We start from the raw sequence: 26,510 nt of genomic DNA, 5'->3' as shown, positions 1-26,510 counted from the left end.
GTTTGCGCCACGCGAAAATCGTCGGCGAGAGGAGCATTCATCCACTCATGACCATCACCATCACCTACCGTATCGAAACACCCGGCAGCATCGAGGCGATGGCTCGCAAGATCGCCAGCGATCAGTCGACAGGCACCTTCGTCGCCGTGCCGGGCGAGACGGAAGAGCTCAAGGCGCGTGTGGCCGCGCGTGTCCTAGAGATCCGCCCCCTTGCCTACACCGATCGTCCAACCTGGCCGGAGGTGGCCGAGGGCCATGGCCCGATCCACCGCGCCGATGTCGATATCGCCTTCCCGCTGGATGCCATCGGCACCGATCTTGCGGCGCTGATGACGATCGCGATCGGTGGCGTCTTCTCGATCAAGGGCATGACCGGCATCCGTATCGTCGATATGAAGCTGCCAGAGGCCTTCCGTGATGCCCATCCCGGCCCGCAATTCGGGGTTGCCGGCAGCTTGCGTCTGACCGGAGTCAGCGGTCGCCCGATCATCGGCACGATCGTCAAGCCCGCGCTCGGTCTTCGGCCAGAGGAAACGGCCGCGCTTGTCGGCGAGCTGATCGGCTCGGGCGTCGATTTCATCAAGGATGACGAGAAGCTGATGAGCCCGGCCTATTCGCCGCTGAAAGAGCGCGTCGAAGCCATCATGCCGTTGATCCTCGATCACGAGCAGAAGACGGGCAAGAAGGTCATGTATGCCTTCGGCATTTCGCATGCCGATCCCGATGAGATGATGCGCAACCACGATCTCGTGCTGAAGGCCGGCGGCAATTGCGCCGTCGTCAACATAAACTCTATCGGGTTCGGCGGCATGAGCTTCCTGCGCAAGCGCTCCGGCCTCGTCCTGCATGCGCATCGCAATGGTTGGGATGTGCTGACGCGCCATCCCGGCGCCGGCCTGGATTTCAAAGTGTACCAGCAGTTCTGGCGCCTGCTCGGCGTCGACCAGTTCCAGATCAACGGCATCAGGGTCAAATATTGGGAACCGGACGATAGCTTCGTCGAATCCTTCAAGGCCATCAGCACGCCGCTTTTCGACCCATCCGACTGTCCGCTTCCTGTCGCCGGCTCCGGTCAATGGGGCGGCCAGGCGCCCGAAACCTACCAGCGCACCGGCCGGACGACGGACCTTCTCTATCTCTGCGGCGGCGGCATCGTCAGCCATCCCTTCGGACCGGCGGCCGGCGTTCGCGCCATCCAGCAGGCCTGGCAGGCAGCGGTTTCGGACATACCGCTTGCCGACTATGCGAAGGATCATCCGGAACTTGCCGCCTCGATCGCAAAATTCAGTGACGGCAAGGACGCCTAACAGCAATGTCCAACCTTCTTCTCAGCTATTACGGCGACGATTTCACCGGCTCCACCGACGTCATGGAGGCGCTTGCCTCAAATGGCGTGCCGACGGCTCTCTTCCTCGGCATTCCAGGTGAAGCCATGCTGGAGCGGTTCAAGGATTGCCGCGCCATCGGCATCGCCGGCACCAGCCGCAGCGAAACGCCGCAATGGATGGATGAGCATCTGACGCCCGCAATCGAATGGCTAAAGAGCCTCGATGCCGCGATATGCCATTACAAGGTCTGCTCGACCTTCGATTCCAGTCCCGTCATCGGCAGTATCGGCAAGGCGATCGAGATCGGCAAAGCGCTCTTTGCGCAAACCGTCGTGCCCGTTGTGGTCGGAGCGCCGCAGCTGAAACGCTACACCGCTTTCGGCCACCTTTTCGCTGCCTATCAAGGCGAAGTCTTCCGCATCGACCGGCATCCGGTCATGAGCCGGCATCCGGTTACGCCGATGGATGAGGCCGATCTGGCCGTGCATCTGAGCAGGCAGACGTCCCTCCCCGTCAGCCTCGCCGATCTCATCACGATCCAGGCAGCCGATGCCGACGCGCGGCTCGATGCTCTGGCGGGAGGCAAGGAGGGTATCCTGCTGCTTGATGTCGACAGCCCGGAAACCCAGGCTGCCGCGGCACATCAGCTGTGGCGCCTTGCAGGCAAAGGCAATGCTTTTGTCGCAGGCTCGTCCGGTGTCGAATATGCACTTCTCAATGCCTGGCGCAACGAAGGTTTGATCGGAAAAAAGCCGGAGTTTGCTTCTCCCGGCAAGGTCGACCGCCTCGCGGTCGTCTCCGGCAGCGTATCGCCGACGACCGAACGGCAAATCCGCTGCGCCGCAGCCGATGGTTTTGACGGCATCGATCTCGATCCCTTGGCGCTTGTTGGCGAAAATGGCGAGCAGGCGCTGGACGCCGCGGTCACCGCGGGCGTGGCCAGCCTCAAGGCCGGACGCAGCGTCATTCTCCACACGGCACTCGGCCCCTCCGCCGATCGCGGCGGCGATATCGACCGCATTCCTGGCGCCCGGCATCGCTTGGGGCAGGCTCTCGGCACGATCCTGCGACGGTTGATCGAGCAGGAAAATCTCGGTCGCGCCGTCATTGCCGGCGGCGACACGTCGAGCCACGCGCTCAAGGAAGTGCGCGTCGAGGCCCTGACGACGCTTCTCCCATTACCGCAAACACCCGGCTCGCCGCTGTGCACGGCGCACGGCAGCTACGCGCCCACCAATGGCCTGCAGATCGCGCTGAAAGGCGGGCAGGTCGGCACCGACGATTACTTCGCGCAGATCCGCGATGGCAGGGGATCATAGCTGCGGCATTCTTCGGCATGATGTTGGCATACTCATTGACTCATCATACCACTTGCGATACCACACATTGGAAGTGAACGAGGTACTAAGATGACTGCAATTGCTCTTTTCGGCGCCGGCGGCAAAATGGGCTACCGGCTCGCCAAAAACCTGAAAGGCTCGCCCTTCGATGTGCGCCATGTCGAGGTCAGCGATGCCGGCAAGGCCCGCCTGAAGAATGACCTTTCCATTGATTGCATCCCCGTCGATGCCGCGCTGGATGGCGCAGAGGTCGTGATCCTTGCAGTACCGGATACCGCGATCGGCAAGGTTGCCACCGGCATCGTCGATAAGCTGAAGCCCGGCACGATGGTTGTCGCGCTCGACGCCGCCGCCCCCTTTGCAGGCCATCTGCCGCAGCGCGAGGACCTCACCTATTTCGTCACCCATCCCTGCCACCCGCCGATTTTCAACGACGAAACCGACATGCAAGCAAAGAAGGACCATTTCGGCGGCCTCTTTGCCAAGCAGCATATCGTTTCAGCGCTGATGCAGGGACCGGAAAGCGCGTATGCCCTCGGCGAGGAAATCGCCAAGGTCATCTGGGCGCCCGTCATGCGTTCGCACCGGGTCACCGTCGAGCAGATGGCGATGCTGGAGCCGGGTCTTTCGGAAACGGTCTGCGCCTCGCTGCTCGTCGTCATGCGCCAGGCTATGGATGAGTGTGTCGCCCGCGGCGTTCCCGCGGAAGCCGCCCGCGACTTCCTACTCGGCCACATGAACGTGCTCGGCGCCGTCATCTTCAAGGAAGTCGACGGCGTGTTCTCCGACGCCTGCAACAAGGCGATCGAATTCGGCATTCCTGCCCTCATGCGCGACGACTGGAAGAAGGTTTTCGAGCCGCAGGAGATCGCGGAAAGCATCCGTCGCATCACCTGATCGACGTCCCCCGGGGAGGGCGATGCCCTCCCCTTGCTGCCCTGCCGGGAACAGGGCCTGTTTCATAACTGGGAGGAGACCATGAAACTGACACGCAGACTGACACGCAGACTGACACTAGCAGCCTTTACCACTGCACTGGCGCTGGGCACGGCGATGCCGGCCTTCGCGGCCGATCTGATCGCGATCATCACACCAGCCTTCGACAACCCGTTCTTCAAGGCAGAGGCCGTCGGCGCCGAAGCCAAGGCGAAGGAACTGGGCTACGACACGCTCGTCATGACGCACGACGATGACGCCAACAAGCAATCGGAAGTCATCGACACGGCGATTGGGCGTGGCGCCAAGGCCATCATCCTCGACAATGCCGGTGCGGATGCGACGGTCGCTGCCCTGAAGAAGGCGAAGGATGCGGGGATCCCCTCCTTCCTCATCGACCGCGAAATTAACGTTACCGGCATTGCTGTCGCTCAGATCGTTTCCAATAATTACCAAGGCGCACAGCTCGGCGCGCAGGAATTCGTCAAGCTGATGGGCGAGAAAGGCAACTATGCCGAACTCGTCGGCCGCGAAGCCGATACCAATGCCGGTATCCGCTCGCAGGGTTATCACGACGTCATTGACGACTATCCCGACCTGAAGCTGGTCGCCAAGCAGTCGGCGAACTGGAGCCAGACCGAAGCCTATGCCAAGATGGAAACCATCCTCCAGGCAAATCCTGACATCAAGGGCGTGATCTCGGGCAACGACACCATGGCTATGGGCGCAATTGCCGCCCTACAGGCCGCCGGCCGCAAGGATGTGATCGTCGTTGGCTTTGATGGCTCGAACGATGTACGCGACTCCATCAAGGCGGGCGGCATCAAGGCGACGGTCATGCAGCCGGCTTACGCCCAGGCCCAGAAGGCTGTCGAACAGGCCGACGCCTATATCAAGAACAAGACGGCGCCGAAGGATGAGAAACAATTGATGGATTGCGTCCTCATCAATGCCGACAACGCCGACAAGCTCGAAACCTTCGCACTGAAGAACTGATGGCGGACCACTAAGTGGGAGGGCGCGGAACCGCGCTCTCCCGATGTCTTTCCTGCGAGATCGAGGTGCATTGCATGTTGAGGACCAGAGGCGCGCTCGTGGCCCTTGTTTTGGCGGCGGTATTGCCCGGCTGCAAGATTATCAAGACGCCGACGCCCGAGGAGAAGGCGGCAGCGGCGGCAAAGAGTGCCTTCGACCCCGCAGCCAAGGTGGAGGCGATCTGGCAACCCCAGGCACTGCCCGCTATTGAGAAGCGCGCGGGCGACATCAAGACGGTGCTGCAGGCCATAACCGCCAATCCGGATGATGCCGGCGCGAAATACGGAAACCCGCGAAAACAGGCTTCATCGCCGTGGACTTATGCCGTCAAACTGAGCGGCAAGATCGTGGCTGCCGACACAGCCTCTCGCGCTGGAACCCTCGACGTCGATGTGGATGGCGACGGCAAGCCGGACGCGAAGGTGCAGATCGGCCCTGCGGTCCGAGGCACGGCGCTACGCGACGCGCTGGATTTCCTGGACTTCAACGAATTCAGGAACCAGATCGAGTGGGCTCAATTCGGCAAAGCCTTCAACGAGAAGGCAAACTCGTCCTTTCTGGCAGCTCTGCCTCGCAACGAGCTGATTGGAAAGACGATCACCGTAACGGGCGCGTTTCCGCTGCCCCCGTCCGGCCAGCTTCCCCTGATCACGCCTTCAGCCTTGACGTTGGGGCAATGACCATGAGCGGAACCCCAAGCAACGACATCATCCTGCGCCTGGAGGACGTTTCCAAGGTCTATTCCGGCATCGTCGCCGTCAGGCACGCCAACCTCGAGCTGCACCGCGGCGCGGTCAATGTGCTCGTCGGCGAAAACGGTGCCGGCAAGTCTACCCTGATGAAAATCATCGCCGGCGTCGAACAGCCGACCTCGGGCCGCATCCTGCTCGAAGGCGAGGAAGTCTCCTTCGGCAGCCCGGCCGACGCACAGACGCGCGGAATCGGCATGATCTTCCAGGAGCTCAATCTCTTTGCCAACATGACAGTGGCCGAGAACATCTTTGCCACGCGCGAAATCACCCGCGGCATCTTTGGTATCGATCATAAGGCACAGATCGAAAGGGCCAACGCGTTTCTGGATCGGCTCGATGCCGGCATAGGCGCCGAAACTATCGTGGAGGATCTGCCGATCGGGCAGCAGCAGCTCGTCGAGATCGCCAAGGCCATATCGCTTGACGCCCGCATCCTCATCATGGACGAGCCGACATCGGCGCTATCTGCGGCTGAGGTCGACATTCTGTTCAAGGTCATTGCGGAACTGAAGGCACAAGGCGTCGCGATCGTCTATATCTCGCACCGGCTCGAAGAGCTGATGCGGATCGGCGACTACATCACCGTGCTGCGCGACGGGCAGATCACCGGTCAGGCGATGGTTCGCGATATCGATACGAAATGGATCGTCCGCTCGATGATCGGATCGGATGCCAAGGACTTCGCCAGGGACGGCGGCCATGCGATCGGCAAGGAAGCCTTCCGCGCCGAGGAGATCAGCCTGCCGCGACGCACCGGCGGCCTTGCCGTCGATCATGTCTCGCTGTCGGTGCGCGCCGGCGAAATCCTCGGCATCTACGGCCTGATGGGTGCCGGACGCAGCGAATTCTTCGAATGTGTAATGGGCCGGCATATGCATTCGACCGGACGGATTTATATCGATGGGGTCGAGGTTCGCGCCCGCGACACCACTAGGCGCATCCGGCAAGGCCTGGCGTTGATCCCCGAGGACCGTCAGCGCGAGGGACTGGTGCAGGTCCTGTCCATCGCCAGCAATTTGACGCTTGCGAGCCTCAGCCGCTTCGCCCGACTGTTTTTCCATATCGATCCGGGTGCCGAAAAGAACGCTATCCGCGACATGATCCGCGATCTCTCGATCAAGGCGCCCAATCCGGATTTCGAGGTCACCTCCATGTCCGGCGGCAATCAGCAGAAGGTCGTCATCGGCAAAGCGCTGATGACCGATCCGAAGGTGCTTTTGATGGATGAGCCGAGCCGCGGCATCGATGTCGGCGCCAAGGCCGACGTCTTCCGCACCATGCGCAGGCTCGCCGGCAAGGGTCTGGCAATCTTGTTTTCAACATCGGACCTTGAAGAGGTCATGGCACTTTCGGACCGCATCGCAGTGCTCAGCAACGGCAAGCTCGTGACCGTTCTCGACCGAAGCGAAGCGACGGAAGAGGCCATCATCGCGGCATCCGCCAAGGGACACGGACATACAGGGAAACTCGCGTCATGACCGCAGACACGTCCTCCGCCTTTGCGACCAATCGCTCGAACGGCTCCGTTCTCTTGACGCTGATGAAGCTCAGGACCTTCATCGCGCTGTTTGCCGTCGTCATCTTCTTTGCGATCTTTGCACCGAACTTCACCTCGACCGCCAACATCATCCTGATGTCAAAGCATGTCGCGCTCAACGCCTTTCTCGCCATGGGCATGACCTTTGTTATCGTCACCGGCGGGATCGATCTATCGGTAGGCTCGATCGTCGGCCTTTGCGGCATGGTGGCGGGCGCCCTCATCCTGAACGGCGTCGAACTGCCGATCGGCTATACCGTTTACTTCAACATTTACGAGATCATTCTCATCACACTGGCCGTCGGGCTGCTGATCGGGCTCATCAATGGCCTGCTCATCACCAAGCTCAACGTCGCACCCTTCATCGCCACGCTCGGAACGCTCTATATCGCCCGCGGTCTCGCGCTCCTGTCGTCCGACGGACAAACCTTCCCGAACCTGGTGGGCCGGCCGGAATACGATACGACAGGCTTCGATGTCTTCGGCGCAGGCCGTGTGCTTGGTCTGCCCGTTTCCATCTGGATCCTGATCGTGCTGGCGCTACTCGCCGCCTATGTCGCCCGCTCGACGCCGATCGGCCGGCACATCTTCGCCGTCGGCGGAAACGAGCGCGCCGCGCGCATGTCCGGCATCCGCGTCGATGTGGTCAAGATTTTCGTCTACATGTTCTCGGGGCTCTGCGCCGCCATCGTCGGCATCGTCATATCGTCGGAGCTGATGGCGGCGCATCCGGCAACCGGCGAAAGCTTCGAGCTGAACGCGATCGCGGCAGCGGTGCTCGGCGGCACCTCCATGTCGGGCGGCCGCGGCACCATAGGCGGCACGATCATCGGCGCCTTCGTCATCGGCATCCTTTCGGACGGCCTCGTGATGATGGGCGTCTCATCCTTCTGGCAGATGGTGATCAAGGGATTTGTCATCATCATCGCTGTCGTCGTGGATCAGGCGCAGCGGCGACTCCAGCAGCGCGTAACTCTCATGCAAATGGCAAAGGCAGGCTGAGATGGCAGAACTCAAGGGCGCATTGATCGGTTGCGGCTTCTTCGCGATCAATCAGATGCATGCGTGGCAAGACGTCGAAGGCGCCAGCATCGCAGCGATCTGCGACCGCGACCCGGAGCGGCTTAAGCTCGTCGGCGACCAGTTCGGCATCGAGCGTCGCTACACGGATGCGGCCGCGATGTTTGCCGATGGCGGTTTTGATTTCGTCGATATAGCAACGACGGTGCAAAGCCACCGCGCCCTGGTGGAAATGGCTGTCTCGCATAAGATCCCGGCGATCTGCCAGAAGCCTTTTGCAAAGACGTTGAGCGACGCCAAGGCGATGGTCGAGGCCTGTGCGCAAGCCGGCGTGCCGCTGATGGTGCATGAGAACTTCCGCTGGCAGACACCCATTCAGGCCGTGAAGACTGCTCTGCAATCGGGCGTGATCGGCGAGCCCTTCTGGGGACGCTTCTCCTTTCGCTCCGGCTACGACGTGTTTTCGGGCCAGCCTTACTTGGCTGAAGGCGAACGGTTTATCATCGAGGATCTCGGTATTCATACGCTCGACATCGCTCGCTTCATCCTCGGCGACGTTTCTTCACTGACGGCCCGCACCAAACGCGTCAATCCGAAGATCAAGGGCGAGGATGTCGCCACCATCCTGCTCGACCACGAGAATGGCGCGACCTCGATCGTCGATGTCAGCTATGCCTCCAAGCTTGCGACCGAGCCATTCCCTGAAACGCTGATCGAGCTCGACGGCACGCGAGGCACCATACGCCTCACGCAAAGCTATCGCCTTGAGGTCAACGGCCCAGATGGCGTGAGCGTCACGGATGCGTCGCCGCGGCTTCTGCCTTGGGCTTCGCGCCCTTGGCACAACATCCAAGAAAGCGTGCTCGCAATTCAGCAGCATTGGACCGACCGCCTTGCCGACGGAGGCGAAACCTCGACGTCGGGCGCTGACAATCTCAAGACCCTGGCGCTGGTCGAAGCCGCCTATGAGAGTGCCGCCAACGGGAAATCCGTCGATATCGGAGCGATGCTGCGATGAAGACCGAGATCGATCCGTTTCAGCTTTACGGCACGCGCGAGCTCGAAACGCCGCCAGTGCGACTGACAGCGGGCAGGCTTGACGTCGATTTTAAGGACGGCAATCTCCGGGCCATTCGTTACGACGGCATCGAAGTCTTGCGGGCCGTTTCATATCTGATTCGCGATTGCGATTGGGGCACCTATTCACCCGATATCGACGATCTGCGGATCAATCAGCATCAGGATGGCTTTTTCGTCAGCTATGTTGCGCGTTGCAAAGGCCCTGAGAATACCGAACTTGCGATTGAGGTGCGGATAACAGCTGAGGCCGATGAAGCCCTGACCTTCGAGGCAATAGCCCTCTCGACGACCGGCTTCGAAACCAACCGCTGCGGCTTCTGTATCCTGCACCCGATCGTGGGTATTGCCGGTACACCGGTATCGGTCGAGCATGTCGATGGCAGCCGCGAGAGCACGCATTTCCCCGATCTCATCGAACCCTGGCAGCCCTTCAAGGATATGCGGGCGATTACGCATGGCGTGATGGCGAACGTAACAGCTGAGTGCCGGATGGAAGGCGATACCTTCGAGATGGAAGATCAGCGCAACTGGTCCGATGCTTCCTACAAGACCTACGTTCGCCCGCTTGCCCTGCCTTGGCCCTATCGCATTCCGGCCAGCGAGCCGATACGGCAACGTATCGTTCTGACCATCGGGGATAAGCGGCGTTCTCCACCCTCTTTTTGCCATACTTCGGATGCCGCGATCACCCTAAGCGCGGGGACAAAATCCGGTACCATGCCGTCCATCGGCCTTGTCATTACGCCGGAGGAAGCAGATGCGACGCTGGCTGCGCGCGAGCGCTTAGACGAAATTGCCCCGCAGGAACTGCTGTTTCACTTCGATCCCGATGCCGGCCATGGCGCTGATGCCTTCAAACGCTTCGCAGCCGTCACCGCACTCCATGCCGGCAAGTCGACGCTGGAAATCGCATTGCCCTGCCGCCAGGCGCCGCTTGCCGAAGCACAGCAAATAGCAGGCTGGATGCGAGCGGTCGGCTTCAAGCCCGATGCAATCATGATCTCGCCTTCCGTGGACCGGCAATCGACGCCGCCGGGCAGCAAATGGCCCGAATGCCCGCCTCTTGAGGAAGTCTATGCCGCCGCGCACGCCGCCTTTCCCGATGTGCGTATGGGCGGCGGCATGCTGAGCTATTTCACCGAACTCAATCGCAAGCGAGTGCCCGCCGGCAGTCTCGATTTCATTACACATTGCACCAATCCCATCGTGCATGCGGCTGACGATCTGAGCGTCATGCAGACGCTGGAAGCGCTGCCCTTCATCACGCGTTCCGTACGCGCTATCTACGGCGACAAGCCTTACCGTATCGGTCCCTCGACCATACCGATGCGGCAGAATCCCTACGGCAGCCGGACCATGGACAATACCTATGGCGCTCGCATTGCCATGGGGAACACCGATCCGCGGCACAATGCCCGCTTCGGCGAGGCCTTTGCACTCGGCTATGCCATCCGCGTCCTCGATGCCGGATTGGAATGCCTGACGCTTTCGGCGCTGACCGGGCCTTTTGGCCTGATCGCCGGAGAAAAAGAGCCGTCGGCAACAGGAGCCACACGACCGCTTTTTAACGTCGTCTCTGCCTTGGCTCGCCTCGCCGGCAGCCATTGGCAGGAGTGCCTGTCGTCCGATCAGACCTCAGTGCTCGCCTTCATTACGGCGCAGCCTGGAGCGGCTCGACAACTCCATTTGGTCAACATCACACCCGCCTCGCAACAGATCCAGCTGGGAAGGTTCCGCCTGCTGGAGCAGCCTGGAAATACGAGGCTCACGCTTGATGCCTATAGCACCGCTTCCACGACTTTGATGGATTGACCTTCATTCGCAGACGCGCAAGTTAGTCCCAACGATCACAATGATTTGGGAGTCTCGGCGTGAAGACGAAGAAATTGATCAACGAGGGTGCCGCCGCCGTCGATGAGATGCTGGCCGGCATCTTGGCGGCTCATCCACGCCATCTGCGCGCTGTCGAGGGATCGCCGCGCTCGATCGTGGCAAAGCATGGTCCACGGGCCGGCAAGGTTGGCCTGGTCATCGGCGGCGGATCCGGACACGAGCCGACATTTCTCGGCTTCGTCGGCAAGGGACTGGCCGATGCCGCCGCCATCGGCAATGTTTTCGCCTCGCCGCCACCCGATCCGATCATCGAATGTGCCAAGGCTGTCGATGGCGGTGCCGGCGTGCTGTTCATGTACGGCAACTATGCCGGAGACGTCATGAATTTCGATATGGCGGCGGAAATGCTTGCCATGGACGATATCGAGGTGCGTACAGTTCTGACGACGGATGACATCGCTTCTGCGCCGGTCGATCAGAAGGAGCGCCGTCGCGGAGTTGCCGGCAACGTCTTCATCTTCAAGGCAGCCGGTGCCGCCTGCGATCTGATGTACGGTTTCGACGACGTCGAACGGGTGGCGCGCTGGGCGAATGAACGCACTTATACGATGGGCGTCGCGCTTTCGCCTTGTTCGCTGCCGCAGACACGCAAGCCGAACTTCGAAATCGGCGCCGACGAGATGGAGGTCGGCATGGGCATTCATGGCGAGCCGGGCGTCGCACGCGGGCCGATGCGGTCGGCGGACGAGGTGACGAGCGAACTCGTCGGCAAAATTCTCGATGAGATGAAGCCGGCGCGCGGCGACCGGGTCGCCGTGCTCGTCAATTCACTGGGCTCGACGCCGCTGATGGAGCTCTACATCATGATGCGCAAGGTCAAAGCCATGCTCGACGATGCCGGCATCGTCATTCACCTGTCGCTGGTCGGCAACTATTGCACGTCGCTCGAAATGGCCGGCGCCTCGATCACCCTCATGCATCTCGATGACGAATTGCAGCGGCTCATCGATCACCCCTGCGATTGCGCCATGTTCCGCTCTGGCGAGGCGCTGTCATGAGCATAATCGGAACAGAAGAGCTGAAGTCGCTTTTTGTGCGGATCGCCGACGCGATGGCCCGCGAGAAGGACCGTCTCTGCGAACTGGACGGCGTGATCGGCGACGCCGACCACGGCATCGCCATGGAGCTCGGCTTCGCCGCCGCGGCGAAAGCGGTTTCGGAGCTGGAATCATCGACATCCGACCCGACGCTGGTCTTCAACACGGCCGCAAAGTCCTTCCTTAATGCGGTGGGCGCCTCGTCCGGACCGCTCTATGCAACGGCACTCATGCGCGCAGGCGCGGTCGCCAAGGGAAAGGCGTCATTGAGCGACGATGATATGGTCGAAATATTCGCAGCTTTCGCCAAGGGCATTCAGGATCGGGGCAAGGCGGAGGTCGGCGAAAAGACCATGGTGGATGCTTGGGCACCCGCTGCAACGGCCTGCCGCGCGGCCCGAGATCGAGGGCTTTCACTTGCCGATTGCTTGGCCGCCGCCCTTGAAGCGGGCGAAGCGGGCGCAGAAGCAACCAAGAATATGGTCGCGGCAAAGGGCCGGTCGTCGCGCCTGGGCGATCGAGCCTTGGGACATATGGACCCCGGCGCGGCGTCGGCGGTCGTCATCATAGCCTCTTTTCACGATCACTTCATGCGATGCCGCTGATAAGCTCATCATACCAGTTGACATGTTGACAACGATTTGTCAAAACCGCCCTCAGCTTTGCTCAGAGGAGGACGGGAGATGGCTGGCAACTTCAAATATGCGCGTTGGTTCGGCGCTGCTGCTATGGCAGCGGCGGCCTTTTCGGCAACCAATGTTGCCGCGGAAGACCTGACGCTGTGGACGCTAAACTTCGACAATGGGGCGGCAAACGGCGCGCTGAAGAAGGTAGCGAAAGACTTCGAGGCAGCCAATCCCGGCACCCATGTCGAAATCGTCCAACGCGGCGTCGATGAACACAAGACCGCCCTTCGCGTGGCCGCAGGCTCCAGCAAAGGCCCGGACATCTATTTCAGCTGGGCCGGCCTTGGCCTCGGCGGCGAATATGTGAAGGCAGGCCTCTCGCTACCGCTCGACAAATACTACACCCAGTACAAGTGGAACGACGAGCTGCTCCCGTCCGCCGCCGCCTTTGCCGATCTCTATCCAGGCGGCAAGCACGGTGTTCCCTTCACCTTCAAAGGCGAAGCGATCTACTACAACAAGAAGCTCTTCCAGAAGGCTGGTATCACCGGGGAGCCGAAAACCTATGAAGAGCTGCTAGCCGCAGCCGACAAGCTCAAGGCTGCTGGCATTCCGGCCTTCACCTTCGGCGGCTCAGTCAACTGGCACGTCATGCGCCTGATGGACGTGCTGCTCGAAACCAAGTGCGGCGCCGACAAGCATGACGCCCTGATGGCCATGAAGGCCGACTGGACCAAGGAGCCCTGCGCAACCGATGCCTTCACCGAATTCGCCAAGTGGACGAAGGATTATACGCTGAAGCCTTTCATGGGCATCAGCAACCAGCAATCCTATACGCTGTTCGTCGCCGGCCGTGCTGCGATGATGCTCGAAGGCGACTGGCTGGTCAGCCAGCTGAGCGGCAGTAAAGTCAATCTCGACGATTACGGTGTCGTGCCGTTCCCGACGAACACCAATCGCCTCTATGGCTTTGCCGAGTACAATTACATCAGCACAAAGAGCAAGAGCCCGGATCTTGCGGCAAAGTTCCTCGACTATTTCCTGTCGACGAAGGTGCAGCAGGATCTCGTCGGCCAGATCAGCTCGATCTCGGTCAACAAGAATGTCCAGTACACCGACCAGAAGCCGCTGGAGGCGAAGTGGCTTGAGATCTTCAAGACCTACAGCAAGGTCTACATGAATGGCGACCAGGCCTTCCCGCTCGACGTCACCACCGAATATTTCCGGGTAATCAACGATGTCGCCTCCGGCAATATCCAGCCGGCCGATGCCGCCAAGCAGCTACAGACCTTCATCGCCGGTCGCACCTGATTAATCGAGAGAGGCCGCCACGCCGATCGTCATCGCGGCGAACGGCCTCACTCACCCTTATGCCCACGCGTCAGCGGCCGCCGGGAGCAATCAGAAATGTCATTCCGCAACCGAACACATGATCCCCGCGTCCAGGCAGTGATCCTGCTTGCGCCGGCCATGCTGATCTACGCGATTTTCGCGCTTTACCCGATGCTGAACGTGGTGGTGCTGAGCTTCCAGAAATGGAACGGCCTCGATCCGCAGCGCCCCTTCGTCGGTCTGGCGAACTATCAATATATCTTCACGCAGGACCCCGTCTTCTGGGTCGCCTTCCGCAATACGGTGATCTGGACGATCATGTGCGTGATCTTTCCGCCCATGGTCGGGCTGCTGCTGGCGCTGAGCCTCAACCAGAAACTCTTTGCCCGCAATACCTTCCGCGCCATCTTCTATCTGCCCGTCATCATCGCGCCGATCGCAGTCGCGACCATGTGGAAGTGGATGTACGATCCCTTCTTCGGTCTCTTCACCGAAATCCTGACTTCCATGGGCCTGCAGGCCTGGATTCAGGACTGGCTCGGCGACAAGGATATCGCGCTCTATTCGGTTTTCGTCGCCTATCTCTGGCAATCCGTCGGCTTTTCCATGGTCTTGTTTCTCGCCGGCCTGCAAAATGTCTCGCAGACACTGGTCGAAGCCGCGCGCATCGACGGCGCCGGGCGTTGGAACATCTTCCGCTACGTCACCCTGCCCGCGCTGCGCACGACGCTGACCATCGTGTTGGTGCTCTCGGTCATCTCGTCGCTGAAAGCCTTCGACATCGTGTATGGCCTGACGGGCGGCGGGCCGGCGCAATCGACGCAGATGCTGGCGCTTTGGGCTTTCACGCAGGCCATGCAGATCTTCGATTTCGGCCGCGGTGCCGCGATCTCGGTCGTCCTGCTGCTCATCACCATCGTTGTCGTCATTCCCTACCTGCGCTGGACGCAAAAGCATGAGGAGGTCGAACAATGACGGCAGCATCGGTCACATCCACGTCGGACGACTTCGAAACGATTGCACCGGCAAAGCGCAAGCGCGATCCCGTTCTGATCGGCCTATGGATCGCGCTGCTGGTGGTCGCTGCGATCTGGCTCGCGCCTTTCATCTTCATCGTCTTCACCTCGCTGAAAACACAGGCTGATGTGACATCGACCGGCGCCTTCATGCCGCCGCTCGATCCGGCTTTCGAGAATTATTCGAGCGCCTGGGGCCGCGGCAACTTCGCCAGCGCCTTCCTGAACAGCACCATCATCACCGTGATCAAGGTGCCGCTCGGTCTCATCCTCTCGGCGATGGCGGCCTATGCATTTGCCAAGATCAAGTTAAGGCTCAGCAAGTTGCTGCTGCTCCTCGTCGTCTTCGGCACGATGATCCCGTTTCAGGTCATGCTGGCACCGCTGTTCACGCTGGTCAATTCGCTTGGCCTGATCGACACCTATCCCGGCGTGATCCTGCCCTATATCGCTTTCGGCGTGCCCTATCAGGTCTTCATTCTGCACGGCTTCTTCAAAGGCATCCCGAAGGAATTGTCGGAAGCCGCCCTGATCGACGGCGCCAGCCATTTTACTATCTTCCGCCGGATATTCCTGCCTGTCTGTCTGCCAGTCCTCGCTGCGCTGCTGATCCTGGATTTCGTTTCCACGTGGAATGAGTTCGCCATGGCGCTCGTGCTGCTGCAGGATCAGCATATGTGGACGCTGCCGCTTGGGCTCATGTCCTTCCAGGGTCAGTTTTCCAATGATTACGGACAGTTGAACGCGGCGATCGTCATGACCGTGCTGCCGGCCACCATCGTTTATCTGATCTTCCAGCGCTACTTCGTCTCCGGCCTCACCTCCGGTGCGGTCAAGGGCTGAGCGGTCGGACCATCCACACATTTTCCGAGGAGAATATCATGTCCAACGCGTCCGTCGAAAAATGGGGAGTGTTCGAAGTCGCCTTCAACGGCCCTTCGAGCGGTAATCCCTATCTCGATGTGGCATTCGATGCCGTCTTCAGCCAGCACAGCCGCGAGGTCCGCGTGCCCGGCTTCTATGATGGCGACGGCGTCTATCGCGTTCGCTTCATGCCTGACAATGAGGGCGATTGGTCGTTCCGCACACGCTCGAAGACATCGGAACTGGACGGCAAGACCGGCTCTTTCGTTGCCACCAAGCCGTCGGAAGGCAACCACGGCCCCGTGCACGTCCGCAACAAGTTCCACTTCGCCTATGCCGATGGCAAGCCGTTCCTGTCCTTCGGCACGACCTGCTATGCCTGGACGCACCAGCCACTCGACATGCAGGCGCAGACGCTCGAGACGCTGAAGAAATCGCGCTTCAACAAGATCCGCATGGGCGTGTTCCCCAAGGACTACCCCTACAACGTCAACGAGCCGCTTTATGCCTGCTTTGAAAAGGGCGCGGACGGCAGGCAAGACTTCGATCGGCCGAACCCCGTTCTCTTTCGCCATTTTGAGAGCCAGGTCGCAGCCCTTTGCGATCTCGGCATCGAAGCCGATATCATCATATTCCACCCCTATGACCGTTGGGGCTATGCCGACATGACTGCCGAACAGGATTTCCGCTACGTCGCCTATCTCGCGGCGCGGCTTGCCGCTTATCGCAATGTCTGGTGGGCGCTTGCCAACGAGTACGACTTCCTTCTCGACACTAAGCCGTTGCAGCAGTGGGACCGCTATTTCCACATTCTCGAAGAGAACGATCCCTACGGCCATCTGAAGTCGATCCACAACGGCGAGCCGACGATGAACTTCGATCATCGCAAACCGTGGGTCACGCATACCTGCATCCAGAACTGGGACGTGAAGCGCACGCAGGAATGGCGCGAGGCTTATGGCAAGCCTGTCGTCAACGACGAGCCGGAATATGAAGGCAATATCATCCAGTCCTGGGGCAACCTGACGGCACAGGAGCTGGTGCATCGTTTCTGGATCACGGTGACGCGCGGCGGCTATGCCGGCCACGGTGAGACCTATTCGCATCCGGAGGATCTCATATGGTGGGCAAAAGGCGGCGAGCTGCGCGGGGAAGCCTGGAAGCGCATCGGATTCCTGCGCGATCTGTTGGAGCAGGATGTCGTCAACGGTCTGGAACCGATGTCTTCCTACGGCGAATGGCCGTGGACGCGCGTTTCCGGCGCCAGGGACGGTGATGTCAGCTACATCTATCTCGGTGAACATCAACCGGTCATCTGGTCCACCGGTCTGCCGAAGGACGGAACCGACTATGACGTCGATATCATCGACACATGGGAGATGACCGTCACGCCGGCGAAAAAGGTGGAAGCGCCGATCCCGCATCCGACGCGCCACGGCGCGATCGTGCGCGGCGGCAAGGCGGACGCCGCCTTCGGCGTGGAACTGCCGGGCAAGCCATACCAGGCGCTCCGCATCCGCAAGAAGCATTGATCGATCTTCAGGGAAAGAATCTCATGTCCGGATTGACCATCAAGAACGCCAGGAAATCCTACGGCGCTGTAAACATTATCCATGGCGTCGATGTGGAAATCTCGGACGGCGAATTCGTCATTCTCGTCGGCCCCTCGGGCTGCGGCAAATCAACATTGCTGCGCATGATCGCCGGGCTGGAAGACATCACCGGCGGTGAAATCTCGATCGGCGGCCGGATCGTCAACGACCTGCCGCCGAAAGATCGCGATATCGCCATGGTGTTCCAGAATTACGCGCTCTATCCGCAAATGACGGTGGCGCAGAACATGGGCTTCGCGCTGCAGCTCGCCGGCGCAAAGCGTGCCGAAATTGACGAGAAGGTCGGCGAGGCCGCCAAGATACTTGGCCTGCAACCACTATTGGATCGCAAGCCAGCCCAGCTTTCCGGCGGCCAGCGCCAGCGCGTCGCGATGGGCCGCGCCATCGTGCGCGATCCGAAAGTCTTCCTGTTCGATGAACCGCTTTCCAATCTCGACGCCAAGCTGCGCGTCAAGATGCGGGCCGAGATCAAGGCGCTGCATCAGCGCCTGAAAACGACCATCGTCTACGTGACCCACGATCAGATCGAGGCCATGACCATGGCCGACAAGATCGTGGTGCTACAGGGCGGAAAGGTCGAACAGGTCGGCTCGCCACTGGAACTTTACGATCGGCCAAGAAATGTCTTTGTCGCCGGCTTCCTCGGCTCTCCGGCCATGAATTTTCTCGAAGGCAGGATCACGGGTGGAGCTTCCCCGGCCTTGATGCTTACGACCGGCACGAGCATTCAGCTCGCCAGCGCTCCAGCTCAATCGGAGGGTCGGGAGGTCGTTCTCGGCATACGTCCGGAAGATATCTCGTTTGCCACGGAGGCCGGCGTTACCGCAACCGTGACCGTCGTCGAACCGACAGGATCGGAAACGCATATCGCGCTTGACCTCGAAGGCAAGGAATTGACCTGGGTGATGCGCGAACGCGCCGAACTCGTGCCGGGCCAGACAATTCAGATCTCGCTCAAGACGCCGAACCTGCATTTCTTCGACAAGGCCAGCCAGCAGCGACTATAGGGGACAGCAACCGCTGACGTAAGTCACTCAGCCGCGCGCCTTTGCGTACCGTTCATAACGGAAAAAATGCGCTTGACGAAGGCGTCGCCATCGAACTGCCGCGCAGCCCCCTCGGTCACATGATCAGGGCGCTCGAATATGAAAGTCTCGATATTGACGACCGGCAAGTTCAGCCGCATCCGCACGTCTCCGATCATCGCGGTATGCGTCACCACCAGATGACAACCGGTTGGATCGAACCACTCCTGAAGGCCGGCTGTCGGTATGGCTGCGACCGTCAATCCCTGTTGTGATAGAAGCGAACTGATGCGCGAGGCAATTTGTTGATTATCCAGACAGATCAGCACATCGGTCCGCGAAGGGGACGGCGCATGGGTAGCCAGCATCAAACACCTCTCGTTCACTCACATGCCTGAATATAATGATTCGGCCGGTAACAGGGTGTTATAACTTGTTACATTTTGTTTCAAAATTAAGGCGGCTGCGGAACATCACTTATCACTCGAGACATTCATGATATCTCGCTGAGATAACGAATTTATTGCCAAACCGCGCAAATGTCTGATGTTACCCCGCTAAAGTCGGCAATCCCCGCCGGCTCACAGAAGCGAGCAATAGCGCAGCGCGTCGTAAATTGCCGCGTGGATATTACGGCTCGCAATCGCGTCACCGATGCGGATCAAATCGAAGGTAGCGGCTTCGTTCTTGGCGGGCAGCGGCGAGCGGCGGGCGATCAATGCAGGATAATCGACCGCGCCCAAGTTACGCGATAAGGGCTTCAGCTCGAGGTAAAGTTCATCATTCGCGACGGTACCGTGCTCGACGACCACCTGTGACACTCTGCGTTCCCATTGCGTCTCCTCCGAGAAATCCGACCCGAGGACGGCGACGAGTGCATTGCCGTCGCGCCGCACCGATTTCAGCCTGGTATTGATGGTGACTCGGACATTCTTCTCGGCGAAGGTCTTGGCATAGGGCACATGGTTCATGCCGCCCATCTCCGGCGCAAAGAAGCGCTCCGGCGAGACGAGTTCCAGTTCGGCGCCGCCATTGGCGATAACTTCGGCCGCCGACATGCCCGGATGTCCGCCATTGTCGTCATAGAGCAGGACCTGACCCTCGGCCTTCACCGCGCCGGCCAAAATGTCCCAGGAGGAGGTCACAAGGCTGTCGCCGCTCTCCAGCTCCGGAGATTGTGCGATACCGCCCGTCGCCACGACGACGAGATCGGGCTCGAACGCCAGGACTTCATCGGCTCCCGCATAGACGTCGTAGTGGATCGTGACGCCCAACCGCTCCAGCTCAGCCAGTCGCCAATCAATGATGCCGATCATCTCCTTGCGGCGTGGATTGCGCGTGAGCAGGTTCACCTGCCCCCCGGCCTTGCTGCTCGCCTCCAGCACGTCGACCTTATGGCCGCGCTCGGCAAGCACGCGCGCCGCTTCCAGGCCTGCAGGCCCGGCGCCAATGACAACAGCCTTGCGCGACGCCGCTGCGCGCTCGATGCGATGCGGCATTTCGGCCTCGCGGCCGGTGGCCGCATTGTGAATACAGAGCGCCTCGCCGCCCTCATAGATGCGGTCGAGACAGTAGGTCGCGCCGACGCAGGGGCGGATATTGGCCTCCTGCCCGGACATTATCTTGTTGACGATGTGCGGGTCGGCGATATGAGCGCGCGTCATGCCAACCATATCGAGCTTGCCTTCCGCGATTGCATGACGCGCGGTGGCGACATCGCCGATGCGGGCGGCGTGGAAGACTGGGAACTTCGTCGCCGCCCTCACCTCGCCGGCAAAATCGAGATGCGGTGCCGACGCCATCCCTTGGATCGGAATGACATTATTAAGCGCCGCGTCGCTATCGATATGGCCGCGAATGATATTGAGGAAATCGATGTTGCCGGAGGCCACCAGCAGCCTGGCGATCTCGACGCCTTCTTCACGAGAAAGCCCCTTTTCCCAGTCCTCGTCAGCCACCATGCGCATGCCGACGATGAAATCCGGGCCGACCGCCTTGCGAATGGCCTCCGTCACCATCATCGAGAACCGCATGCGGTTTTCTAGGGAGCCGCCGAATTCATCGTCTCGCCGGTTCGTTGCCGGTGACCAGAAACCGTCGGTCAGATGGCCATAGGCCTCGATCTCGATACCGTCTAGCCCGGCGGCCTGCATGCGTTGCGCCGCCGCGGCAAAGTCCTCAATGATCCGTTCGATATCCCAGTCTTCTGCCGCCTTCGGAAAGGCGCGATGGGCCGGCTCGCGGATCGGCGATGGCGCCAATACCGGCAGCCAGTCGCCCTTGTTCCAGCCTGTGCGGCGGCCGAGGTGGGTCAGCTGGATCATGACGGCCGCGCCGAACTCATGACAGTCATCGGCAAGCTTCTTCAGCCAGGGTACGATTTCATCGCGATAGGCATGGAGGTTGCCGAAGGCCGGCGGCGAATCCGCCGAGACAATTGCCGAGCCCGCCGTCATCGTCAGTGCGATGCCGCCCTTTGCCTTTTCGCGATGATAGAGCCTGTAACGATCCGTCGGCATGCCGCCTTCCGAATAGGCCGGCTCATGCGCCGTCGACATGATGCGGTTCTTCAGCGTCAGGTGCTTGAGCTGATAGGGCTGGAGCAAGGGATCGTTGGAGGTCATGTCGCTTTCATCGCTTTTATGCGGTCGAGGCTCGAGCCGCTATCTTTGCTGAGACGAGAGGTTATGGCTATAGCCCATTGATGGGTGCCCCACGACGACGGCGGCTATGCCGCAGATCGATCGCGGTATGCCAGACGATCGTCGCGAAGATGATCGCTCCGCCGATAAAAGTGGCACCCGGCGGCATCTCCGAGAAGAAGAGCCAGACCCAGAACGGCGTCAGCACGATTTCCATCGAACTGATGAGAGCGGCGTCGGCTGCCGGCATCTTTCTTGATCCGAACAGGAAAAGGACGAAAGCCAGCGCAAAATTCGTCGCCCCGAATGCGGCGAGCAGAAGCCAGTTGTGAACGTCCACCGAGCTTGTCGAGGCAAAAGGCACAAAGACCACGAATGTCAGGAGCCCGCTGACGACGCTCGACGGCAGGATCGGGATACTCGGGTCCATGCGCGGGATGACGATGATGAGGGCGAAGGTAACAGTCATGCCGAGCGCCAGCAGATCGCCGACACCTGTACCACCGCCGATCGACGAGGCAACGATAACAGCAACGCCGATAAGGCAGATACCGCCGGCCACCAATGTGCGCTTCGCGACCCGCTCCTTGAGCATGGTCCAGCTGAGGAAAGCGGCAATGAACGGCGCCGTCGCATAGATCATGGTCACATTCGCAACCGTGGTGGTGTAAAGCGCGCCGATGAAGCAGGCCTGGCTGATGGTCTGGCAGGCCAGCATCGCCAGCCCGGCTGGATGAAAGATCGATGCCCATTGCCGCCTGGAAAACCCACCTTCGAGGAAAAAGCTGGGAACCAGCAGAAACAAGCCGCCGAACAGCGAACGCCAGGCGATCGCGGTCCATATGTCCGTGGTCAGCAGGCGCGCATAGATACCGCTGCAGCTCCACGCAAGCATCGCTGTCGCCACAAGTATAACGCCCCTCTCATATTCGCTGGCAAAAGCGGAGCGGGCCGGGAACTGGAATGTCATGTATGGACTCGAGGAACGAAGGAACGCCCCTGTGTGCGCCGATATTTGACATCAGGCAAACGAATAGTAGAGATAGTAGCTATCAGAAATATTTGTGACCCCAATGCGTGAACCCATTGAGAGCGACCTTTTGCGGACCTTCCTCGTCATCAGCGAGACGTCCAATTTTTCCACCGCCGCTCAAAGGATCGGCCGCACGCAATCAGCCGTCAGCGCCCAGATCAAGCGACTCGAGGATACGATCGGCGAAACGCTCTTCGAAAGAAGTGCCCGGGGGGCCGTCCTCACCCGGGCAGGCACCCAATTGCTTCCCTACGCGCAGCGCGTGATCGAGCTTCTGAACGAGGCGGCAGCAAATATTCGCACCAAACCGCTCGACGGCCCGGTCCGGATAGGGATTCCGGAGGAATATAGCCAGACTGTGCTGCCGGCGGCACTGGCCGCCTTCGCTATCAGGCACCCGGCCGTCGAAGTTACCGTTTCATGCGATTACACAGCGCATAATCTGGCCGCGCTGGAAAAGGACGAACTGGACCTCGCCGTCGTCTTCGATTGGAGCAACCAGAACAAGGGCGAGGTTCTCTGCATCGACCCGACAGTCTGGGTGACATCCATGGTGCATCGCCTGCATGATGCCGTGCCGCTGCCTGTCGCTACCTATCGCAATTCGACTTGGGCACGCGATTTCGCCTTGCGGTCGCTGGAGCAGCAGGGCCGCGCCTATAGGGTCGCCTTCATCGCCGACACGAGCTCGGGCTTGAAGAACGCCGTCTCCGCCGGGCTTGCCGTGACCACGCTGTCGCGCAGCAACATTCCGAACGGTTGCCGCGAACTGACGAGCGACGACGGTTTCCCGCCTGTCGATTCATCACGCGTCGTGCTTCGACGAAATCCCTATCATTCGAGCGAAGCAATCCGGGAACTGGCCGAAATGGTGCGCGACGCCTTTCGTCCTATGTCGGCTCTGCTGCAGTCGTAACGCGCCGGCGCAGCCTTCGGCGCGTGCCGGATGGGCTTTCGGAAAAGCTGGCACGATAGCTACGCGAAAAAGCCGATGCCGAATTGAAGCCTGTCATGGCTGCGATCTCGGCAAAGGAGGCTTTTGTCTCGATGACCTTGCGCCGCGCCGCATTGAGCCTCAAGGCCAGGTAATGCACATGCGGCGGCGCGCCGATGCTCTCCTGGAAGAGCGCCTGCAGATGGCGCGCGCTGATGCCGATGCGGCGGGCGAGACGCGTCAGCACCAGCGGCTGCTCGATATGGTCCTCCATCAGGCGGATCGCCTGAGCCACGCGCGGATCGCGCATCCGCAGACCGGCCGTCGATGGTGAAAGCTCCGCGGCACCTTGTGTGCTCGCCGGCTCGTAGATGAACAGGCGGCTGACCTCGAGTGCCAATGAATAGCCTTGCCGTCGCCGAATGATCTCGAGCATGAGATCGACGGTCGGCAGGGAGCCCGCCGTGGTGATCCGCTTGCCGTCGATGACGAAGCGGTCCTTGACCGCGCGCACTTGCGGATAGGCGAGCGCGAAATCGTCGTAATCCTCCCAGTGAACGGCAGCGGAGACATTGTCGAGCAGGCTCGCCTCGGCAAGTAGCCAGGTCCCGGACTCGATGCCGGCAACCATCGAGCGATGGCGCGCGGCTTGTGACAATTGCATTTTCAGCGCCTGCGTAGCGTTGCGTCGCCAATTGTAGCTGGCGAGCACGAAAAGTGGTGCGGTATCCGAGCTGAAACGAAAGCCAGAATACGCAGGCACCGGAATAAGGCTCGTCGTTTCCGCAGGCGAACCATCCGGGGTGAAGAGGCGCCAGCGATAAAGTTCCGCCCCGGAAATGCGGTTGGCCCCGCGTAACGGTTCGATCACCGATGCGATCAGGATCAGGTTCGTCTCCGGAAGGATCAGGAGGTCGATATCGAGTGTCTCGTTTGCCGGTGTCAGCATGGCGCATTCCTTCGAATGTTCCGAAACTGTATCGAATGCTTCCGATAATGCAAAGCATGAAGGCACGTCATGGCTCGTAATGTCCTCAATACGAGGGAGAACAAAAATGCCTCTTGCGATGAATCGTGATGTCTTCATCACCTGTGCCGTGACCGGCGCCGGCGATACGGTTTCCAAATCCGGCCATGTTCCGATCACTCCCAAGCAGATCGCGGAATCGGCGATCGACGCCGCCAAGGCTGGGGCGGCAGTGGTTCACTGCCATGTCCGCGATCCGGAAACGGGCGCTGCCAGCCGCCGCAACGAACTTTATAGGGAAGTCACGGACCGCATCCGTTCCGCCGATGTCGATGTCGTGCTGAACTTGACCGCCGGCATGGGCGGCGACCTGATTTTCGGTGATGTCGAAAGTCCCCTGCCCCTGAATGCCAGGGGCACCGACATGGCCGGCGCCACCGAGCGCGTCAGCCACGTTGCCGAGTGCCTGCCCGAAATCTGCACGCTGGATTGCGGCACGATGAACTTCAATCTTGGCGATTATGTCATGACCAACACGCCCTCTATGCTGCGTGCCATGGCGAAGAAGATGACCGATCTCGGCGTGCGCCCCGAGATCGAGGCCTTCGATACAGGTCATCTCTGGTTCGCCAAGCAGCTTGCCGAGGAGGGCTTGATCGAGGATCCGGTCCTCATCCAGCTCTGCATGGGCATCCCCTGGGGGGCGCCCGATGACCTCAACACCTTTATGGCGATGGTCAATAACGTTCCCAGAAGCTGGACCTTCTCGGCCTTTTCCATTGGTCGCAACGCCATGGCCTACCCGGCGGCAGCGATCCTTGCCGGCGGCAATGTCCGTGTCGGGCTGGAAGACAATCTCTATGCCGGCAAGGGCATGCTCGCGACCAACGCGCAGCTCGTCGAAAAAGCGGTACAGGTGGTCGAAGGCATGGGTGCGCGCATCATCGGCCCTGAAGATGTCCGCAAGAAGCTGAAACTGACGAAGCGCTGAGGCCCCGATGACCAAGATCAACAAGGCGGCCTGTATCGGCGGCGGCGTGATAGGCGGCGGATGGATCGCCCGCTTCCTGCTGGCAGGCATTGATGTGGATGTCTACGACCCCCATCCGGAGGCGACCCGCATCGTCGGCGAAGTTCTGGCCAATGCCGAAAAGGCCTATGCGATGCTGACCGGTGCACCGCTTCCGCCGCGCGGCAAGCTTGCGTTCAAGGAAACGCTGCAAGCAGCTGTCGAGGGCGCCGACTGGATCCAGGAAAGCGTGCCCGAGCGGCTGGATCTCAAGCGCAATGTACTGACGCAGATCGATGCGGCCGCAAAGCCCGATGCCTTGATCGGCTCATCCACTTCGGGGCTGCTACCGACCGACCTGCAACGCGACATGCGTCATCCTGAGCGCCTGTTCGTCGCTCACCCCTATAATCCCGTCTATCTGCTGCCGCTCGTCGAAATCGTCGGTGGCGAAAAGACCAGTGCAGCGACGATCAAGGCGGCGATGGACCGCCTGCCGCGCATCGGCATGAAGGGTGTGCATATCGCCAAAGAGATCGAGGCTTTCGTCGGCGACCGCCTGCTGGAAGCGCTCTGGCGCGAGGCCTTGTGGCTGATCAAGGACGATATCTGCACCGTCGAGACGCTGGACGATGTGATCCGCTATTCCTTCGGTCTGCGCTGGGCGCAGATGGGACTGTTCCAGACCTATCGCATCGCCGGCGGCGAAGCTGGTATGCGGCACTTCCTCGCGCAGTTCGGCCCTGCACTGCAGTGGAACTGGACGAAGCTGATGGACGTCGTCGATCTCGACGACGCGCTTGTCGAAAAGATCGGCCAGCAGTCGGACGACCAGGCCGACGGTCTGTCGATCCGCGAACTCGAGCGCATCCGCGACGAGAACCTCGTCGGCATCCTTCAGAGCTTAAAGGGAAGCCATGGCGGCAAGGGCTGGGGCGCCGGCAAGCTGTTGAAGGATTTCGAACAGCAGCTTTGGGCCGCAGGTGGCGGAGAGAAGCAGGGGCTGGACATTACAAAGCCGCTGCGCCTGATCGATACCAAGGTCAGCCCGGCATGGGTCGACTATAACGGCCATATGACCGAGCATCGCTACCTGCAGGTATTCGGCGATACGTCGGATGCGCTGTTGCGCCTGATCGGCGTCGATCTCGATTATGTCGAACGCGGCCACAGCTATTACACGGTAGAGACCCATATCCGCCATCTCGGCGAAGCCAAGCTCGGACAGGCCATCCATTCGACGGCGCAGATCCTCGCATCCGACGAAAAGCGGCTACATGTTTTTCATGCACTGCATAACAGCGCCAGCGGCGAAATAATCGCTACGGCGGAACAAATGCTGCTGCATGTCGACGCGAAAGCAGGCAAAGCCGTTGCCGCACCGGAGGAGGTGCTGGCGAAGCTGAGGCCTATTACTGCAGCGCACGCAGCTTTGGCCGCGCCGGAGGGAGTCGGCCGTCATGTGGGACAAAAACGCTAGGAGGAAGCGAT

General features: G+C 60.5%; 23 protein-coding genes. 19 read left to right on the top strand and 4 right to left on the bottom strand.

From position 1 onward, the window contains the following. Window positions 1-47: 47 nt before the first annotated feature. The 16 genes from oiaX (at window position 48) to ugpC (ending at window position 18,416) form a co-directional block, all read left to right on the top strand. Window positions 48-1,307 carry a 3-oxo-isoapionate-4-phosphate decarboxylase OiaX gene (oiaX, locus tag I8E17_RS22925; protein ID WP_112724422.1) on the top strand — a complete coding sequence of 420 codons (1,260 nt, stop codon included), beginning with the start codon at window positions 48-50 and terminating at the stop codon, window positions 1,305-1,307. Between the two features lie 5 nt (window positions 1,308-1,312). Further along, window positions 1,313-2,647: a four-carbon acid sugar kinase family protein gene (locus I8E17_RS22920; RefSeq protein ID WP_069615497.1), complete on the top strand. Its 1,335-nt coding sequence runs from the start codon at window positions 1,313-1,315 to the stop codon at window positions 2,645-2,647. Between the two features lie 90 nt (window positions 2,648-2,737). After that, entirely contained in the window at window positions 2,738-3,565 is an 828-nt protein-coding gene (locus I8E17_RS22915; protein WP_069615496.1) for a phosphogluconate dehydrogenase C-terminal domain-containing protein, read from the top strand. An 81-nt stretch (window positions 3,566-3,646) separates the two neighbouring features. Then, entirely contained in the window at window positions 3,647-4,600 is a 954-nt protein-coding gene (locus tag I8E17_RS22910; protein WP_069615495.1) for a D-ribose ABC transporter substrate-binding protein, read from the top strand. A 74-nt stretch (window positions 4,601-4,674) separates the two neighbouring features. After that, window positions 4,675-5,319 (top strand): DUF2291 domain-containing protein, encoded by a 645-nt coding sequence (locus I8E17_RS22905; RefSeq protein WP_069615494.1) that lies wholly within the window; start codon window positions 4,675-4,677, stop codon window positions 5,317-5,319. Next, the gene (locus tag I8E17_RS22900) at window positions 5,316-6,869 is read left to right on the top strand and encodes a sugar ABC transporter ATP-binding protein (protein ID WP_069615493.1); all 1,554 of its coding nucleotides are present in this window, start codon (window positions 5,316-5,318) and stop codon (window positions 6,867-6,869) included. Before I8E17_RS22905 ends, I8E17_RS22900 begins: the two co-directional genes overlap by 4 nt. Continuing rightward, window positions 6,866-7,930 carry an ABC transporter permease gene (locus tag I8E17_RS22895; protein ID WP_069615492.1) on the top strand — a complete coding sequence of 355 codons (1,065 nt, stop codon included), beginning with the start codon at window positions 6,866-6,868 and terminating at the stop codon, window positions 7,928-7,930. Before I8E17_RS22900 ends, I8E17_RS22895 begins: the two co-directional genes overlap by 4 nt. A gap of 1 nt (window position 7,931) precedes the next feature. Beyond that, window positions 7,932-8,966, top strand: a complete 1,035-nt coding sequence (locus tag I8E17_RS22890; RefSeq protein ID WP_069615491.1) for a Gfo/Idh/MocA family oxidoreductase — start codon at window positions 7,932-7,934, stop codon at window positions 8,964-8,966. Further along, on the top strand, window positions 8,963-10,840 hold the full coding sequence (locus I8E17_RS22885; protein ID WP_069615490.1) for a hypothetical protein: 1,878 nt from the start codon (window positions 8,963-8,965) through the stop codon (window positions 10,838-10,840). Before I8E17_RS22890 ends, I8E17_RS22885 begins: the two co-directional genes overlap by 4 nt. Before the next feature lie 59 nt (window positions 10,841-10,899). Then, entirely contained in the window at window positions 10,900-11,919 is a 1,020-nt protein-coding gene (locus tag I8E17_RS22880) for a dihydroxyacetone kinase subunit DhaK (protein ID WP_069615489.1), read from the top strand. After that, window positions 11,916-12,563, top strand: a complete 648-nt coding sequence (dhaL, locus tag I8E17_RS22875; protein WP_069615488.1) for a dihydroxyacetone kinase subunit DhaL — start codon at window positions 11,916-11,918, stop codon at window positions 12,561-12,563. The genes I8E17_RS22880 and dhaL overlap by 4 nt, the downstream gene beginning before the upstream one ends. A gap of 78 nt (window positions 12,564-12,641) precedes the next feature. Beyond that, entirely contained in the window at window positions 12,642-13,895 is a 1,254-nt protein-coding gene (locus I8E17_RS22870) for an extracellular solute-binding protein (RefSeq protein ID WP_069615487.1), read from the top strand. A gap of 96 nt (window positions 13,896-13,991) precedes the next feature. Further along, window positions 13,992-14,891: a sugar ABC transporter permease gene (locus I8E17_RS22865; protein ID WP_069615486.1), complete on the top strand. Its 900-nt coding sequence runs from the start codon at window positions 13,992-13,994 to the stop codon at window positions 14,889-14,891. Next, window positions 14,888-15,775 carry a carbohydrate ABC transporter permease gene (locus I8E17_RS22860; protein WP_069615485.1) on the top strand — a complete coding sequence of 296 codons (888 nt, stop codon included), beginning with the start codon at window positions 14,888-14,890 and terminating at the stop codon, window positions 15,773-15,775. The genes I8E17_RS22865 and I8E17_RS22860 overlap by 4 nt, the downstream gene beginning before the upstream one ends. 38 nt (window positions 15,776-15,813) lie before the next feature. Further along, complete coding sequence (locus I8E17_RS22855) at window positions 15,814-17,328, top strand: DUF5060 domain-containing protein (protein WP_069615484.1); 1,515 nt, start codon at window positions 15,814-15,816, stop codon at window positions 17,326-17,328. Window positions 17,329-17,351: 23 nt separating this feature from the next. Then, window positions 17,352-18,416, top strand: coding sequence for a sn-glycerol-3-phosphate ABC transporter ATP-binding protein UgpC (gene ugpC, locus I8E17_RS22850; RefSeq protein WP_069615685.1), 1,065 nt, complete (start codon window positions 17,352-17,354; stop codon window positions 18,414-18,416). A 23-nt stretch (window positions 18,417-18,439) separates the two neighbouring features. Here the strand turns inward: ugpC and I8E17_RS22845 are convergent, their stop codons facing one another. The 3 genes from I8E17_RS22845 to I8E17_RS22835 all read right to left on the bottom strand — a co-directional run bounded on the left by I8E17_RS22845 (window position 18,440) and on the right by I8E17_RS22835 (window position 22,046). After that, the gene (locus I8E17_RS22845; RefSeq protein ID WP_069615483.1) at window positions 18,440-18,802 is read right to left on the bottom strand and encodes a hypothetical protein; all 363 of its coding nucleotides are present in this window, start codon (window positions 18,800-18,802) and stop codon (window positions 18,440-18,442) included. 213 nt (window positions 18,803-19,015) lie between these two features. Further along, on the bottom strand, window positions 19,016-21,058 hold the full coding sequence (locus tag I8E17_RS22840; protein WP_069615482.1) for an NADH:flavin oxidoreductase: 2,043 nt from the start codon (window positions 21,056-21,058) through the stop codon (window positions 19,016-19,018). Between the two features lie 67 nt (window positions 21,059-21,125). Continuing rightward, window positions 21,126-22,046, bottom strand: coding sequence for a DMT family transporter (locus I8E17_RS22835; protein ID WP_069615481.1), 921 nt, complete (start codon window positions 22,044-22,046; stop codon window positions 21,126-21,128). A gap of 103 nt (window positions 22,047-22,149) precedes the next feature. Between I8E17_RS22835 and I8E17_RS22830 the strand changes: the two genes are divergently transcribed. Continuing rightward, complete coding sequence (locus I8E17_RS22830; RefSeq protein ID WP_069615480.1) at window positions 22,150-23,025, top strand: LysR substrate-binding domain-containing protein; 876 nt, start codon at window positions 22,150-22,152, stop codon at window positions 23,023-23,025. On the opposite strand, the gene I8E17_RS22825 is transcribed toward I8E17_RS22830, so the two are convergent. Further along, complete coding sequence (locus tag I8E17_RS22825) at window positions 23,000-23,992, bottom strand: GlxA family transcriptional regulator (protein ID WP_069615479.1); 993 nt, start codon at window positions 23,990-23,992, stop codon at window positions 23,000-23,002. The two genes, I8E17_RS22830 and I8E17_RS22825, sit on opposite strands and share 26 nt — an antisense overlap. 106 nt (window positions 23,993-24,098) lie before the next feature. Here I8E17_RS22825 and I8E17_RS22820 point away from each other — a divergent pair, with 106 nt between their 5' ends. Continuing rightward, on the top strand, window positions 24,099-25,001 hold the full coding sequence (locus tag I8E17_RS22820) for a 3-keto-5-aminohexanoate cleavage protein (protein ID WP_069615478.1): 903 nt from the start codon (window positions 24,099-24,101) through the stop codon (window positions 24,999-25,001). Window positions 25,002-25,008: 7 nt separating this feature from the next. Next, the gene (locus I8E17_RS22815) at window positions 25,009-26,499 is read left to right on the top strand and encodes a carnitine 3-dehydrogenase (RefSeq protein WP_069615477.1); all 1,491 of its coding nucleotides are present in this window, start codon (window positions 25,009-25,011) and stop codon (window positions 26,497-26,499) included. Window positions 26,500-26,510: the final 11 nt, after the last annotated feature.

Origin of the sequence: Rhizobium sp. AB2/73 (assembly GCF_020871915.1) — a bacterium.
In the GTDB taxonomy this organism is placed as follows: domain Bacteria; phylum Pseudomonadota; class Alphaproteobacteria; order Rhizobiales; family Rhizobiaceae; genus Rhizobium; species Rhizobium dioscoreae.
The sequence above is the reverse complement of the archived record's forward strand: the minus strand, read 5'-3'. Positions and strand labels throughout refer to the sequence as shown.

What these genes read in the sequence shown, in the direction of transcription:
- oiaX (WP_112724422.1), top strand. Translation starts at nt 48, where the DNA reads ATGACCATCACCATCACCTACCGTATCGAAACACCCGGCAGCATCGAG.
- I8E17_RS22920 (WP_069615497.1), top strand. Translation starts at nt 1,313, where the DNA reads ATGTCCAACCTTCTTCTCAGCTATTACGGCGACGATTTCACCGGCTCC.
- I8E17_RS22915 (WP_069615496.1), top strand. Translation starts at nt 2,738, where the DNA reads ATGACTGCAATTGCTCTTTTCGGCGCCGGCGGCAAAATGGGCTACCGG.
- I8E17_RS22910 (WP_069615495.1), top strand. Translation starts at nt 3,647, where the DNA reads ATGAAACTGACACGCAGACTGACACGCAGACTGACACTAGCAGCCTTT.
- I8E17_RS22905 (WP_069615494.1), top strand. Translation starts at nt 4,675, where the DNA reads ATGTTGAGGACCAGAGGCGCGCTCGTGGCCCTTGTTTTGGCGGCGGTA.
- I8E17_RS22900 (WP_069615493.1), top strand. Translation starts at nt 5,316, where the DNA reads ATGACCATGAGCGGAACCCCAAGCAACGACATCATCCTGCGCCTGGAG.
- I8E17_RS22895 (WP_069615492.1), top strand. Translation starts at nt 6,866, where the DNA reads ATGACCGCAGACACGTCCTCCGCCTTTGCGACCAATCGCTCGAACGGC.
- I8E17_RS22890 (WP_069615491.1), top strand. Translation starts at nt 7,932, where the DNA reads ATGGCAGAACTCAAGGGCGCATTGATCGGTTGCGGCTTCTTCGCGATC.
- I8E17_RS22885 (WP_069615490.1), top strand. Translation starts at nt 8,963, where the DNA reads ATGAAGACCGAGATCGATCCGTTTCAGCTTTACGGCACGCGCGAGCTC.
- dhaL (WP_069615488.1), top strand. Translation starts at nt 11,916, where the DNA reads ATGAGCATAATCGGAACAGAAGAGCTGAAGTCGCTTTTTGTGCGGATC.
- I8E17_RS22870 (WP_069615487.1), top strand. Translation starts at nt 12,642, where the DNA reads ATGGCTGGCAACTTCAAATATGCGCGTTGGTTCGGCGCTGCTGCTATG.
- I8E17_RS22865 (WP_069615486.1), top strand. Translation starts at nt 13,992, where the DNA reads ATGTCATTCCGCAACCGAACACATGATCCCCGCGTCCAGGCAGTGATC.
- I8E17_RS22860 (WP_069615485.1), top strand. Translation starts at nt 14,888, where the DNA reads ATGACGGCAGCATCGGTCACATCCACGTCGGACGACTTCGAAACGATT.
- I8E17_RS22855 (WP_069615484.1), top strand. Translation starts at nt 15,814, where the DNA reads ATGTCCAACGCGTCCGTCGAAAAATGGGGAGTGTTCGAAGTCGCCTTC.
- ugpC (WP_069615685.1), top strand. Translation starts at nt 17,352, where the DNA reads ATGTCCGGATTGACCATCAAGAACGCCAGGAAATCCTACGGCGCTGTA.
- I8E17_RS22845 (WP_069615483.1), bottom strand. Translation starts at nt 18,802, where the DNA reads ATGCTGGCTACCCATGCGCCGTCCCCTTCGCGGACCGATGTGCTGATC.
- I8E17_RS22840 (WP_069615482.1), bottom strand. Translation starts at nt 21,058, where the DNA reads ATGACCTCCAACGATCCCTTGCTCCAGCCCTATCAGCTCAAGCACCTG.
- I8E17_RS22835 (WP_069615481.1), bottom strand. Translation starts at nt 22,046, where the DNA reads ATGACATTCCAGTTCCCGGCCCGCTCCGCTTTTGCCAGCGAATATGAG.
- I8E17_RS22830 (WP_069615480.1), top strand. Translation starts at nt 22,150, where the DNA reads ATGCGTGAACCCATTGAGAGCGACCTTTTGCGGACCTTCCTCGTCATC.
- I8E17_RS22825 (WP_069615479.1), bottom strand. Translation starts at nt 23,992, where the DNA reads ATGCTGACACCGGCAAACGAGACACTCGATATCGACCTCCTGATCCTT.
- I8E17_RS22820 (WP_069615478.1), top strand. Translation starts at nt 24,099, where the DNA reads ATGCCTCTTGCGATGAATCGTGATGTCTTCATCACCTGTGCCGTGACC.
- I8E17_RS22815 (WP_069615477.1), top strand. Translation starts at nt 25,009, where the DNA reads ATGACCAAGATCAACAAGGCGGCCTGTATCGGCGGCGGCGTGATAGGC.